The 16,739-nt window shown below is 42.7% G+C and carries 3 protein-coding genes; all 3 read left to right on the forward strand.

The window, feature by feature from the left end; genetic code table 11:
- Positions 1-2: 2 nt before the first annotated feature.
- Genes UNH61_RS10560 through UNH61_RS10570 form a run of 3 tightly spaced genes read left to right on the forward strand, consistent with a single transcriptional unit; the run spans position 3 to position 16,718 of the window.
- Positions 3-9,050: a non-ribosomal peptide synthetase gene (locus UNH61_RS10560; protein ID WP_326992070.1), complete on the forward strand. Its 9,048-nt coding sequence runs from the start codon at positions 3-5 to the stop codon at positions 9,048-9,050.
- A complete protein-coding gene (locus UNH61_RS10565; protein ID WP_326992071.1) occupies positions 9,047-10,891 on the forward strand; it encodes an amino acid adenylation domain-containing protein in 1,845 nt (614 codons plus the stop codon). Before UNH61_RS10560 ends, UNH61_RS10565 begins: the two co-directional genes overlap by 4 nt.
- Before the next feature lie 49 nt (positions 10,892-10,940).
- Positions 10,941-16,718 (forward strand): polyketide synthase, encoded by a 5,778-nt coding sequence (locus UNH61_RS10570; RefSeq protein WP_326992072.1) that lies wholly within the window; start codon positions 10,941-10,943, stop codon positions 16,716-16,718.
- Positions 16,719-16,739 lie beyond the last annotated feature (21 nt).

Below are 16,739 nucleotides of genomic sequence, written 5' to 3' on the forward strand. Positions count from 1 at the left end.
GTATGAAATTTGAAGCGTCTTATCACCAGGAGAGACTGTGGTTCATCGATAGATTTGAAAGAGGGAATATCTATGATAACAGCCCGGTATATCATAATGTACCCATTATATTATACTTGCATGGAGTAGTGGATCACGGAATTATGGAGTTAGCAGTCCGGGAACTAATACAACGGCATGATGCGCTTAGGACTGTTTTTGAACAATCGGATAATTTGCCATATCAGCAGGTGGATGAGCATGTCGCTTTTCAGCTTGGTACCTGTGTAGTAGATAATGCGGATGAAGATCTGTTGACATATGCATTGTCGCTGGCATTGCAACCAATGTCTTTTTTAGGTGAACCCTTGATCCGCGGTTGGATGGTCACATCAGTTTCACAGCAACAGCTACTGGTGATCAGTATTCACCATAGTATCATAGACAAACCTTCTGTATATCTGCTTATAAGGGAACTGACAGTGTTATATCAAGCCAGGATCAATTGTACTGAAGCTCTCTTGCCGGCTCCGCTGTTACAATACAGTGCTTTTTCAAATTGGCAGAAGAACCTCGGAGTATCGGCCACGAATGCACTGTTATCCTATTGGAAAAGAAAACTGAAAGGAAAGCTACAGGTGGTTGAGCTACCTCTGGACCGGCCACGGTCTCTGATTCATACATACACAGCTGCAAGACAAACATTTCGCCTGGATCCGTTGTTCGAAGACGAAATGAAACAGGCTTGTCAGGCTACCGGTGTTACACCCCGCGTGTTTTTGCTGGCTGCATTTAAATTGCTGCTGAAAAACTATTCCGGTGTAGCAGAAATTGTAGTCGGTATTCCCGGCGTAAACAGAGTACAGCAGGCGCTGAAAGATACGATAGGTCCCATTTCAAATCTTCTTGTGCTACGCACTTTTGTGGAGGAGCAGCTTACATTTTCAGATCTTGCAACCACTATTACTGATACTGAACAAGAAGCAATGCAGTTTCAGAGTATGCCCTTTGACCAGCTCGTAAAAGAGCTGGCGCCCAAAATAGATATGGGACGTACGGCACTGTTTGATATATTATTTCAGTATGAAGAAGAGCATGCTATAATTTATGACACAGCATCTCTGCGCCTGGAGTACATAGAAACCAACCAGGGATGGGGTAAGTATGACCTGAATCTGCTGATACAAAAGCAAGCTGATGGTCATACCGGAATATTAACATATAACAGTGATTATTTTGATAATGATACAATCAACAGGATGATAAAGCATTATCTGAAACTGTTGAAAAATGCAGCTAATGAACCTGCTACTCAAATAGGCCGGTTGTCACTTTTGTCGATCGAAGAAAGCGAAGAAATAATCTCTGCTTTCAATACCACAGGTATTAATTACCCCGAGAGTTCCACCATCATTGATCTTTTTAATCTACAGGTAGATAGATACCCTGCAAAGATAGCCCTTACGGACGGGGACATACGTTTGACCTATGCAGAACTGGATGTACGCGCTAATCAGGTTGCCCATGCATTACGCAGAAGGGGAGTAGGCCCTGAAGACGTTGTTGCACTGGCATTGGAACATCGTATGGAGATGATTGTTGCTATTCTCGGAACGTTGAAGACGGGGGCTGCCTATCTGCCATTGGATCGTCACTACCCGGATGCAAGAACAAAATTTATGATAGAAGACAGTGGCTGCCGGATGATAGTGAGCACCAATAGATATAATTGTGCTGTAATTGACAAAGATGCTGCGCTTTTATTGGACCGGGATATTCGCGACGAGGATACCGGAAAGATAGAAAACACAGCGACACCCGATAGCCTGGCCTACATTATCTATACATCGGGAACAACTGGGAAGCCCAAGGGAGTAATGATTGAAAACAAGAATGTGGTTAGATTGTTTTTTAATAACCACGCCTTATTTGACTTCAATGAAAATGACGTTTGGAGCCTGTTCCATTCATGCTGCTTTGATTTTTCAGTTTGGGAAATGTACGGGGCATTGTTGTTTGGCGGAGAACTGGTAATTGTTCCAAAGGTAGTAGCAAGGGATACGCCTGCATTCCTCCAATTTCTCCGGGAACATCAGATAACAATATTAAATCAAACACCTACCGCTTTCTATAACCTGAGTGAAACTATTCCTGAAGGAGATCAATCCCTGAAGATCAGGTATGTTATTTTTGGTGGAGAAGCATTGGTACCTGCTAAACTTTCCAAGTGGAAGCGGATTTATCCGGCAACCCGCCTGATTAATATGTACGGGATTACAGAAACCACCGTCCATGTGACTTATAAGGAGATTACCGATCAGGAGATCCGGATCGGAAAAAGCAATATTGGAAAGCCAATTCCCACTACTACGGTATATATTCTGGATAGTCAGCAGCAGCTGGCACCTGTGGGTATAACAGGCGAGATATACGTCGGCGGAAAAGGCGTAGGTCGTGGATATAAAGGGAACACTGAACTCACTTCCAGCCGGTTTGTTGATAACCCGTTTTCTCCAGGGGAAAAATTGTATCGTTCCGGTGACAGTGGAAGATGGTTAAAAAACGGGGACATAGAATATTATGGCCGTATAGATCAACAGGTACAGTTGCATGGATTTCGTATCGAACCTGCAGAAATTGAATCGCGGCTTGCGGCCTATCAGGGCGTGAAAGACGCCGTAGTGGTTTTATGGAACCGGGAGGAACAGCAATCACTTTGTGCATATTATGTGGCGGAAGAAGAGGTTGATGTACCTGCACTGCGTTTATTCTTGTCGGCCTTCCTGCCGGACTATATGATACCCTCTTATTTTGTATGGTTGGAAAGTATACCATTAACAGTAAATGGAAAGGTAGATAGACAAGCATTGCCAGCACCTTCCATCACACTGGAGAAGGATAGGGCCGCCCCTGGAAATGAATTGGAGCGGCAATTGGTAAAGATATATGAAGAGGTGCTTGGTGTGGCGAATATTAGTATTAATGATAATTTTTTCTTTTTAGGCGGCGATTCGATTAAAACGATACAAGTATCATCCCGATTGCATAAGGAGGGTTATGAACTAAAAGTGCAGGATATCTTCAGGTACCCGGAAATAAAAGACTTGTCTGCCTGTATCCGCAAGAAAAGTAGCTCTTTAGATCAGCATATTGTTGCAGGAAGTGTTCTTTTGTCTCCCATACAACGCTGGTTTTTTACTGCTGATAATACAGACAGGCACTATTTTAACCAGGCTGTTGTATTGAAGTTTGATTATCACGTACATGAAGATACTGCAGTGGCTGTTTTTACAAAATTGACTGCACATCATGATGCCCTGCGAATGACCTTCCATACCCGAGGAGAGGAAATTATTCAGGAAACACAACGGGAAGGACGACCTTTTTCATTGGAAATATCAGATTTGTCAGCAGTAGCGGAAGGCAAACACGAAGCTACAATTACTGCAAAGGTGAATGAGGTACAAGGTAGCATTGATCTGGAGAACGGCCCCCTGGTTAAACTGGTTTTATGCTATACAGGCCATAGTACCCGGTTGTTTATCATCATTCATCACCTGGTGGTTGATGGTATTTCGTGGCGCATTCTACTGGAGGATATTGATACCCTTTTTCGACAGCAGCTGGAAAATAGAATAATGCAGCTGCCTGTTAAAACTACTGCTTTTAGTGAGTGGACAACACGTTTGCATGAGTATGTAACAACCCGGCAGTTTGAAAAAGCAAGGGAGTACTGGAGCAAAAAAGCATCAGGCAGGACAGAGATAGTTCCGCTGGATTTTGAAGGAACAGCATCGCGACTTGAAGATGGAATTGGGGCATATTTTATTTTGCCAACAGAACTTACTTCGAAGTTGTTAACTATTGCGAACCTGGCCTACCATACCAATGTGCAGGATTTATTGTTGACTGCATTTACAACAGCATTGGAAGCAGTATTTGGTATATCAGAAATCAGTATTGCTTTGGAGGGACATGGACGGGAGGGTATTGGTGTAGATGCAGATATAAGTCGCACCGTTGGATGGTTTACAACTATTTATCCCGTAAAGCTTTCGTCAGTTCCAGGTAATCTGGGACAGCAAATCAGGATAAATAAAGAATGCCTGCACAGGGTACCCAACGGCGGCATTGATTTCGGAATCTGTAAATATTTTATTAGTGACGCAGACTGTTTACAGCAAAAAGATCCGTCTGTCCGGTTTAATTACCTGGGGCAGTTTGACTCAGACACTTCTGCATTGTCATTTGATGTGAGCAGTGAGACTGGTACAACGGCGAGCTATAAACGAAAATGGCTATATGCGTTAGACGTATCAGCCATTGTAACAGGAGGGCGTTTGCACGTACGGACATCTTTCAGTAAAAAACAATATCAGCAAAGTACCATCGATAGTCTTATGGCTGCTTATGAAAAAGCGCTTAAAGATGTAATCAGCCATTGTATGGCGATTGAAAATCCCGTTTGTACACCGATTGATTTTACATACAGTGAGTTAAGTATTAGCGAGGTAGATACTCTTCAACAGCGATATGATCTGCAGGATATGTATCCTTTGTCACCAATGCAGGAAGGAATGCTTTTTCATTCGCTGCTGGATCCCGCATCTTACCTGGTCCAATTCTCTTATACATTAAAGGGGAGTATTGATATAGCAGCTATGAAGGAGGCATTTGGCCAGCTCGTGCAGCGCCATGATGTGTTACGTACTGTTTTTATCTATGAAGGGCTGGAAAGGCCGTTGCAACTGGTATTGAAACAGTTAAATGGAACTTGTGAATTTACTGATGTAAGGGAGGAAGTGCGCCTGCGTGGGAGACCGGAGGTAATAGACCTGTACCGTCAGCAGGAACGTGGTAAGCATTTCCGTCTTGACAAAGATCTGTTAATCCGTATTCATATTTTACGCACCGGCAGCGACGATTACGAATTCATTTGGTGTTATCATCATATACTGATGGACGGGTGGTGTACTAATATATTGATCCGTGAGTTTACAAAGCTCTATGAGGCAGCTACTACCGGTAGTAATGCCATACTTCCTACCCTTACGCCATATGTAAATTATATCGCCTGGCTGGAACAACAGAATACACAATTGTCAGGAAGCTATTGGGAAAAATACCTGTTTTCTTACGATGGCCCCACCGGTTTTCCGAAATCGGGGACAGCAGGGCAAACAGAAGGCAAGCGTCACGTGGAGGAAGAAGTGATGGTGCTTGGGATACCTTTGGTGAACAGGATGAAGACTATTGCCAATGAAACAGGCGTAACATTAAATACATTGATGCAAACCGCCTGGGGAATTTTGTTGTCAAGATATAATAATACCAATGATGTGGTATTTGGCGCGGTTGTGTCAGGAAGGGCTGCCGAGATAGGCGGTGTGGAAAGTATGATTGGTTTGTTCATTAACACAATTCCGGTGAGAATAGTGCTGGAGGAAGGCGGAACAGTGGCATCTCAGCTTCGGAGGGTACAGGAACGCGCCTTGGAGAGCCTCCGATATGAATATTATCCTCTTGTTACTATTCAGACAGAGCTATTTAATGGTAGAGAACTGATTAATCATATTATGGCATTTGAAAATTTTCCTGTGCTGGACCAGATAACTGGTTCGTCGAAAATAACAGCTACTACAGGATATCAGGTGACAGATGTGGAAGTTTTTGAACAAACTAATTACGACCTGACTATCGTCATTGTACCAGGGGAAGAGATAACGGTCAAATGTTGGTTTAACCCAGGTACTTACAACAGAGAATTAGTTGCTACAATATTACAGCAGTTGTCCAGGATTATAGTGCAGATGACCGGAGATACTCAACGGCAACTTAAAAGTATTTGCATACTGGATGATACGGAGTTGGACTTGTTGGTTTATGACTTCAATAATACTGCTAAAGATTACAATCGTCATATTACTATTCATGAATTATTTGAACAGCAGGTTATAAAAACACCCCATGCTGCTGCGCTTATTTACGAAGACCAATTGCTGACATATCGGGAACTAAACGCACGTGCCAACCGGATGGCAAGGCAGATAACAGCAAACAATACTGAAGCAGGAGAACTGGTGGCTATTCTCATGAACCGTTCGCCGGAAATGATCATCAGCCTTTTCGCAATCCTGAAATCAGGTGGAACTTACGTGCCTATAGAGCCACATCTTCCGGATGCCCGGATTATTCGATTGCTGGCTTCATTAGGATGCAGGAAACTGGTAATAGACAAGCAGCAAATCGAAAGATTAGCCGGTATCAGAAAAGCCGTCCCTAATCTGGAACAGGTATATTGCTTTGATTTGCCGCAAACGGATACCCATTGTGCTAATATTGAAGCAGATACCGGTAAGTATGGCAATGACAACCTCAATAGACCAGTAAGTGCGGATGATGTCGCATATGTTATTTTTACATCAGGTTCTTCCGGAATGCCGAAGGGAGTTGTTGTCAGACATCAGCCGGTGATTAACCTGATAGAATGGGTAAATAATACCTATCACATAGGACGGTATGATAAGGTATTGTTTGTATCATCATTAAGTTTTGATTTGTCAGTTTATGATATTTTTGGTTTACTGGCCGCCGGCGGAACGGTACAAATAGTTCCCAATGCAGATATCGGTGATCCCGGAAAGTTATTGCGGCAGATATATAAATACGGGATTACTTATTGGGATTCTGCTCCCGCAGCACTTCAGCAATTAACCCCCTGGCTGGAAGAAGAACAAACGAAGGATAATTCGTTAAGACTGGTATTCCTTAGTGGCGACTGGATTCCGCTGGGTTTACCCACTGGCATAAAGAAAGTTTTCCGAAAAGCGGAGGTAATTGCGCTTGGGGGAGCCACAGAAGCAACTGTTTGGTCTAATTATTATCCGGTGCATGCAATAGATCCACAATGGAAAAGTATCCCTTATGGTAAGCCAATGCAAAATGCGAAATATTATATCCTTGATAAGGATTTGCAACCATGCCCGATTGGAGTGCCAGGAGATCTTTTTATAGGAGGAGAATGCATTGCCGATGGATACCTCAATGAAGTAGAACTGACTGCCTTCCGGTTCATAATTAATCCTTTTTGTGTAGGCGAAAAAATGTATCGTACAGGAGATACTGCCAGGTGGTATGCAGACGGGAATATTGAATTTCTTGGAAGGAAGGATGCGCAGGTAAAGATCCGCGGACATCGTATTGAATTGGGAGAAATTCAGTATCAAATGCGGCAGGTCCCCGGCGTGAAAGAAGCGCGCGTTTTTGTTCAACAAAATCAGGCAGCAGATAGGTTCCTTTGCGCTTATTTTATCTCAGATCAGACAATAGAAGCGGGGTATCTGAGAACGCGGTTGCAGGGAGAATTACCTGCCTATATGGTCCCCGTTCATTTTATACAGATTCCGGCATTTCCTGTTACCGTTAATGGAAAATTGAACATGGCAGCACTGCCGAATCCGGTTGAATGTAATAGCGGACGAAGTATTATTCAACCACGTAATCAGATAGAGCAACAATTGCTACAGAGTTGGGCGCATGTTTTTAAGATGTCTGAAGATGCCATTAGTATACATGATAATTTTTTTGAACTCGGAGGGCATTCCATTAAAGCCGCGGTGTTAGTGTCGTATATCAATAGAAAGATGAATACCGATTTGCCATTACGAACCGTCTTTTCAGCGCCCACCATTGCAGAACTTTCACTACACTGTAAGCCCACGCAGGCGAGCAATTTAATAGCACTTAGAAAGGCTGAGAAAAAAGAATACTATAAAACAACATCCACTCAGCAGCAACTTTTTCTGGTACAGAAAATATACCCGCAATCAACCGCATATAACCTTACCTATGTTTATGACATGGATGATGCTATGTCGCTGGAAAAGTTAACTGTGGTAGTTAATATGCTGATCAGAAGACATGAAGCACTGAGAACTTCTTTTCAGCTGCGGAAAGGCCGATTGATACAATTCATAGCGCCGGAGCTTCAGATTAAAATTGAGAATATACCCATACAGGCTGATGATATTGCAGCGTTTAGAAAGCAATTAAAGAAACAGTTGGAGAACTTCATACGCCCATTTGACATGAACATGGCTCCGTTGATTAGGATTGGATATGTTGATGGATTAAGAAAAGTGGCTTTAGTGGATATGCATCATATAATATCTGATCATATATCGCAGCAGATACTGGCAAAAGAATTAACCAGTCTTTTACAGGGGAATGGATTGCAGGTACAACAGTTTCAGTATAAGGATATTGCTGAAGCAAGGGGCACAAAACAGTTCCGGAAGCATTTTGAAAAAATGGAGAATTACTGGGTTGCTAAGCTAAGTGGCACGCTACCTGAAATTAATCTCTTAGATAGAACCCGCCCGGCTGTCAAGTCTTTCGAAGGAGCGAGAATTGACTTCATTATTGAAGAAGAAGATACACAATGGCTCAAAGCATATGCGTATAATGAGAAAACAACGCTAAATGTCTTGATCCTAACACTTTTTAATGTATTGATAGCCGCTGTTAGTGGGATGGAAGAAGTGCTTATAGGATTTAATATGTCGGGAAGGAACAGTCAGGAAGTGGAAAATGTAGTGGGTGCGCTACTGAATACATTGGTCTTGCACACCTTCCCGCTTTTAGACAGACGTTTCAACGATTATTTTAAAACAGTCAGCGCCACATTCATTGAAGCCGTGGAACACCAGGAATTTACTATGGACGATTTGCTGGCGGCCCTTAATCTACCGCGTGATACTTCCCGTAACCCTCTTTTTGAAATTATGTATGATTTTCATGAACTGAAGAGTGAAGATGAAAATAATATTTCTTTACAATTAGACAATGTACTGGAAAATAATGCTTCGAAATTTGATCTTTATTTACGGATTAGTGCAGGCGCTAAATTATATGGATCCTTTTATTACGCCAGTGCTGTTCTTGATGAAGAGACTATTCTCCGATATGTTGATGTTTTTCGGAAATGTATTGCCAACATACGGGAAAACAAAGATATACTGTTGAGAGATATGGATGTTTTTGTAATAAATAAAAATATAATGTCATTATGATGAGCATGGAAAAGATCATGATGAATCAGCCGTTGCATTTTTTATTTGAAGAGGCGGTATTGAGATATCCTGAGCATACAGCTGTTATCTGTCAGCAGCAATCCATTTCTTATGCAGCGCTGGATAAAAAAGCGGAAGGAATAAAAAACTATCTCCTGTCGGCTGGGTTGCAAAAAGGAGCTCCTGTGGCGATAATGATGCCATCATCCGTTGAAGCAATTGCTGCGCTGTTGGGTGTTCTAAAGGCCGGTGGGGCTTTTCTGCCTATACATCCGGATATTCCGGCTAATCGGTTTAAATACCTCATGCAAAATAGCGGTTGTGAGTTCCTATTGTTTAAGAATATGCAGCGGCCGCTGCCAGCCGGCGTACATGCATTAGATCTTATGAAAGAGGAAACCTATACAGGGCATGTGCCTGTTCCGGCACCAGCTGTAGTAGGATCAGATCTTGCCTATATTTTATATACATCCGGGTCAACCGGTGATCCTAAAGGTGTGATGATTGAGCATCGCAGTATTGTTAATTATATTACCTGGGCTTCCCGTACCTACCTTCGAGGGGAGCAACTCAATTTTCCCTTGTTTACACCGTTAAGCTTCGATCTCACGCTGACTTCCATCTTTACACCATTGATCAGCGGAAGCACTATTATTGTTTTTGAGGAAGATCTGAGTAAGATCAATTTACATAGGATACTGGAGCATGAAAAAGTAGATATTGTGAAGCTGACGCCGTCACACCTGAAAATGATCAATCGTTTACAGATTACGCGTAGTGCAATAAGAAAGTTTATTGTTGGGGGAGAAGCGCTGGAAACGTCATTGGCGGCGAGTATCACCGGGCAGTTCCCGGATGTTGAAATCTATAATGAATACGGCCCAACGGAGACTACCGTTGGTACTATGGTTTACAAGTATCGTCATGGGGTAGATGATACCCCAACGGTTCCACTGGGGGTCGCAATCGATCACACACAGGTATTTGTACTTGATAGCCAGCTGATACCTGTACCTGAAGGAGAACAGGGCGAAATATACATTAGTGGTGCGGGATTAGCGAGAGGATATGTTGATTCACCGGAACTTACCCGTCATCGGTTTATAGATAATCCATATGCACCTGGCGAGCGGCTATATATTACAGGCGATATTGCTACTGTGTTACCCGATAATCTGATAGAATTTGGAGGCAGAAGCGATGACCTGATAAAAATCAACGGTTATAGAATTGAACCGGAGGAGATCCGGAAAGTACTTTCCAGGGTGGCTGGTATCACCGACTGCTACATTACAGCGATGAAAATCGCCACAGAAGAGCTGGCACTCTGTGCCTATTATATTTCAGAAAGAGAGATGTCAATAAAGGAAATGAAGAGGATGTTGTCAGAGTATGTTCCGCAATACATGGTACCTGTTCATTTTATCAGGGTTAGGGAGTTTACACTTACTTCTAACGGGAAACTGGATAAGCATTTGTTACCTAAGCCGGAATCTCTGGCGGTAGAGGAAATTATTCAACCTGTGCATGAAATGGAAAAACTTTTAGCCGGTTATTGGAAAGAAGTATTGGACCTGGAGGAAGTAGGTGTCTGCAACAGTTTTTTTGATATAGGCGGCAACTCGCTTAAGGTTATTGAAGTCTGTCAGTTGTTGAAAGCGCACGTCGGTGAATCAGAGGAAGATCTTATTCTGCTGTTTTTCAAGTATCCTACTATTCGCTCATTTGCTGCTTACTTTCGTTCAAAAGCTTCAATCGGCGAGGAAGAGGGGCAACCTGAGGATCTCTTAATATCTCAAAGCCGATTCGCAAAAATACGCAAAAGCGGACTGGAGGATTGATAAAATAAGTTAACACCACCACCACATCTATCATCAATAAATAGTTCCCATGAATGAGCAACTGACAGGTCTGGAAGTGGCTGTGATAGGTATGTCCTGCCGATTTCCGGGTGCTGATAATGTAGACGCCTATTGGGAAAACCTGAAAAATGGAATTTCCTCTCTTTCTTTTCTGAACGATGAGGAAATAAATGCCATGCCGAAGGACTATGCCAGTCATCCACAGTTTGTAAAATCCAAAGGAGGCCGGATAGATGGAGCATTGCAATTTGATGCTGCATTTTTTGGCTATACTCCTAATGAGGCAGCGCTTATGGATCCGCAGACCCGCATTATGCATGAACTGGTATGGGAAGCCCTGGAGGCTGCAGGATACAACAGCTTGGATTATAAAGGACGAATTGGCTTTTTTGTTACAGCCGGCGAGCACACTCTCTGGGAAGTGAAAGCGCATTGTTCTCCTCTGTGCGATGTAGTCAGCCGTTTTATGGCAGACAAAGTGGCTCAAAAGGACTATATGGGAAGTCTTATAGCTTATAAGTTAAACCTCACCGGTCCGGTGGTATCGCTTTCTACTGCCTGTTCTTCCTCGTTGGTAGCAGTGCATATGGCAACCAGGGCATTGTTGGAGGGAGAGTGCAGAATAGCAATGGCCGGTGGTATTTCAGTTTCATTGAATATACCCAATGGATACTACCATGAGAAAGATATGGTGCTATCTTCTGATGGCTACTGTCGCGCATTTGATGAAAAGGCGGATGGAACAGTAAATGGTCAGGGTGGGGCTGTAGTGGTGTTAAAAAGATATGAGGAGGCGTTGGCAGATGGAGATAATATTATGGCAGTGATAAAAGGCACCGCTGTTAATAACGATGGGGCGCAGAAAATCGGATATGCCGCACCAGGCATTAAAGGGCAGGAAGCGGTAGTTCGCAGTGCACTTCGTATGGCCGCTGTAGCACCTGAAACCATCAGTTATGTTGAAACACATGGTACAGGTACAAGTCTTGGTGATCTGATTGAAATCGAAGCATTGACAAAAGCATTCAATACCACCCGAAAGCAATATTGTGCAATTGGCGCTGTTAAAACGAATATAGGACATACGGACACTGCCGCCGGTTTGGCAGGATTTATTAAAACAGTCTTACAACTCAGGCATCGCTTATTGGTACCAAGCCTTCACTTTGAAAAGCCTAACCCTAAAATAAATTTTGCCAATTCGCCCTTTTATGTACATACTACACTTGAAAAATGGAATAGTGAAATATATCCATTGAGAGCAGGCGTGAGTTCATTTGGTATAGGGGGCACAAATGCCCACGTTGTACTCGAAGAATACCTGGCGGTGAAACATGATGCCGTGCCGTCTTCTTATCATGTGTTGTCTGTTGCAGCGCAATCTGCAACTGCGTTACAGCAACAGTTAGCCAATATTGCTGTTGCGTTGCGACAATGTCCGGAGAAATCACTGGAAGATATTTGTTATACCCTGCATACAGGGCGACGACATTTTAGCCATCGCTATTCCGTGGTGGCAAAAAACCGGGAAGAGATATGGGAGAAGATCAACACAGCTAATGTGGTAACAGCTGGCAATGTGGCCCGGGAAACTCCTTTAACTGTATTACTGTTTCCTGGTCAGGGTTATCAGTATATCAATATGGGAAGGCAGTTATATGAACAAATAACAACTTTCAGGGAAGCGGTTGACACGTGCGCAGAAATACTGGAGACGCATTTGCAGGAGGATATCCGTATATATATATCAGGCGATATTGGTATAGAGAAGGAAGAGGTTATTTACCATCAACACATTGCCCAACCACTGATGTTTGTTATCTCTTACGCACTCACTTGTGTACTGCAGCAGTGGGGGATAAAGCCGGATGCTATATTGGGACAAAGCATAGGTGAATATGTGGCAGCTTTTTGGGCTGGAGTATTTGAATTAGAGGAAGTATTGCTTTTGGTGGCAGTGCGCGGAAAATTAATGGAACAACTACCGCGCGGAGTAATGTTGTATGTACCGATGCCAGAATACGACCTGCAGAATATGCTGGACCCGGAACTTGCGATTGCCACCGTTAATGAACCCGGTTGTCTGGTAGCTGGTGAAGAAACAGCAATATCAGAACTGGAGCGTAAGTTAAAGCAACTTCGTATTATAACCATGCGCCTTGAAATTTCCCACGCCGGGCATTCTCGTTTGCTGGATGGGATGCTCGATGAATTTGCGTTGGCATTGCGAAGAATAACGTTGAAAACCCCCACTATTCCTTTTGTGTCCAACATTACCGGTGATTGGATTAGCGCTGCCACGGCTGTTGATCCGCAGTACTGGATAGATCACATTAGGAAAACAGTAAGATTATCTGATGGCCTTAAGAAAATTGCAGCTGTGGAAAATGCTGTATATATTGAAGCCGGACCGGGAAATACACTTGGTAGCAGTCTTGCAAGGTTCTATGAACAACAGAAAACACCATTGAGGGTGATGTCCTTGTTGCAACGCGCGAATAGTTCACATGATGATGTGCAATATCTGTATACTAAATTGTCGCAGTTGTGGGCCTTCGGTGTAAATATAGACTGGACAGCCTTTTATGGCCAACAGCAACAAAAAAAAGTGGCGTTACCTACTTATCCGTTTGATAGGAAAGTATTTACACTTGACGAACTGCCGGCTTCTTTTGGAGTGCCCGATCCTGGTCAGCGAAAGAACGATTTCAGAGAGTGTTTTTACATGCCGGGATGGAAAAGAAAGCTTATTGAGGTACCCATTATAGAAACAAATAATGAGATCTTATTTATCAATAAGCCAGGGAGATCCGGGGCTTCTTTTGCTGAGTGCCTGCAGAATTATGTATCCGATGTTACGATTGTAGACGATTGGGAAACAGTCGTGAATCTTCCCGGAGTAATCGTCTATTTTGTCCCCGGGGAATTTATTGAGGATATTACTCTTTCTTATTTCCAGGACATTCAGCAACGATATTTTTATGAGCTGTTGAAAATAGCCAGAATTGCAGGGAAGCAGAATCGAAGTACGCGTTTGTTTTTACTTACAGAAGGACTGCATGATGTGATAGGAAATGAAAATATTAATCCGGTACCGTCCACATTATTGGGGTTGCTAAAAAGTATTAATCAGGAATATGCGGGACTTCGCTGTTATAATATTGACTGGAGTGATTTTAATGACAATGTGGATGAAAAGGTGAAACAGCTGTTGGCAGAGATAAATGACAATGCACCCGAGAAGATGATAGCCTACCGCGGTAGTTATCGTTGGGTACAAACACTGGAGCCGATGTCAGCACAACAGCTGATTGATCAGCCTTCGCGTATTCGTAGAGGTGGCGTTTACCTGCTGGCCGGAGGGCTTGGAAATGTTGGATTTGTGATCGCTGAATACCTCGCTACGCAATACGGAGCAGATCTTATTATCACTGGTAGGCAGGCGTTACCGGCGCGTAATACCTGGGATGCTGTAATTGGTGACAAACAAATCAACCAACAACTAAAATACAGGATTTCTAAGATCAGAAAATTAGAGGCCACGGGTGTAAACGTCCGCTATCATGCTGCGGATGCCGCGGATGAAGATCAAATGAAAGAGGTGATTGCAGACGCTTTGGCCAATGAGGGAACAATACACGGTGTTATTTATGCGGTAACAGATATTGGCCGGCATCAAAAAAGTTTGATAGCCGATATTGAGCCGTCACAGGTTGAAACACAGTTTCGTACTAAAGGAGATGGGCTGTTAATTCTGGATAGGTTGACGAAAGACCTGCCAATGGACTTCTTTCTCCTGCTCTCCTCTGTATCCGCTATATTTGGCGGCCTGGGGTATGCTGCGTACACATCTGCGAATATCTTTATGGACGCATTTGTACACTATCAAAGAAAAAAAGGACATACGCGCTATATTAGTTTTAATGCCCCGGGATGGACTTATTACGATGATGACCTTTGTATACAGGCTTACGAAAAATCCGGCTACAATGAAAGAATGACCTTTTCCGAAGGAGTACTAGCCGTGGAAACTGTTCTGAAAGCCGTGGGGAATGGACAAGTATTTATTTATTTGAGTGATCTTGAATACAAGATAAATAACTGGGTGAATGTTGGTACGCAGGAGTTAACCCCCTTTACCACAGTGGAGAGAAAAGGAATCAGGCGTCCGGATTTACTTACTGCATATATCGAACCTGGAAATGAAACGGAACGAAAACTTGCAGCATTATGGGAGGAAGTCTTTGGTTTTGACGTACTGGGCATTAGGGACGATTTCTTTGAAATTGGAGGAGACTCTCTGAAAGCGATTAAACTGATCGCTAAAATAGAACATGTATTTCATAAAAATGTGCTCCTGAATGAGTTTCTTAGTGCCAGAACTATTGAACAGATAGCGCAGATTATAAGTGACAAAGAGAAGGGGCATTATAGGAACATTCCATTGTCAGAAAAAAGAGCGTATTATGAGCTGTCTTCTGCGCAGAAACGTCTTTATTTCCTTCAGAAGGCAAATCCCGACAGTATTTCTTATAATGAACAGATTGTAATAAGCATTCGGGGAAGTATTACTCCACCGGATATTAAATATGCTTTGCAGCAACTTTCAGCCAGACATGAGGCGATAAGAACATGTTTTATCGAATTGGATGGTATCCCGTATCAGGTAGTGAAGGATATGGTGGATATAGAGGTTGTATATCGTAATAGCAGGGAGGATGTTCATCAGTGCCTGCAGGAATTTATACGGCCTTTTAACCTGCAGCATGCGCCCTTTCTGAGGATGTTGGTGTTAACATCAAAGTCGGGAGAGACTATAATTATGCTGGATCTCCATCATCTTATAATAGATGGTATTTCTTTCAATATATTTAAAAGAGAATTATTATCCCTGCTGAAACATCTGACCCCGCCACCCGTTAGGCTACAATATAGAGATTTTAGCGAATGGCAACGGCGATATATAAAAAGGAAACAGTTGCAAGTGCAGCAAAATTACTGGCAAAAATTGGTGGATGACGGTGCATTCAGCGAGCTTTTACTCCCGGATGATAATCTCGTGTATGCAACTGGCGATCGCAACGCCGGAATAATAGAGTTGCTGGTGGATGAGAAGGATACCAATGCCTTCCGGAATATGCTGAAGGATAATGATGTTACATTGTTTAATGGAATCCTTGCATTGCTGAATGTACTGTTTTACAGGATAACAGGAAATCGGGAAGTATGTATCCTTAGCCCGGTACTGGGAAGAAGAAGGGAAGAACTGCAGGATACGATTGGTATATTTATCAACCTGGTGATACTGAGGAATTATATACCGCCAGATATCCTGTTTTCTTCTTTTATGAAATCAGTTTATGATAATACCATAGCTGCTTTTGAACAGGATGAGTATCCGTTTGAAGAACTTATCAAAGCGTTGAAGAAAAGAGATGCCGGCTTCAGATTACCAGAGTTTAACGTATTGTTTACCATAAAAGACCTCAATGAGCAAATGCCCGTTGTTGAAGACGAGCTGTCATGGGAACTTAGCTATTACAATGCGGACATTTATCAGCCAAAATATAAACTGGAAATCGTTTTTTCGGAACAGGATACACAATTGCAGCTGCTCTTTATATACGATAAACATGCGCTTAAGGAAACTACCATTTTGAGGATAAGAGATTATTTTACTTCATTGTTTGCAGCCGTTCTAAAGGATGCTGATATTCCTGTCAGTCTGCTTCAGTTGGAGCATAATATCAATGAAGTCATATCGGAAGAAGCGGATCTGTCATTTGGAGACTTCGATTATAATTGAGTTAACTAATTATCTCTGAAC

Origin of the sequence: Chitinophaga sp. 180180018-3 (genome assembly GCF_037893185.1) — a bacterium.
Lineage (GTDB): Bacteria > Bacteroidota > Bacteroidia > Chitinophagales > Chitinophagaceae > Chitinophaga.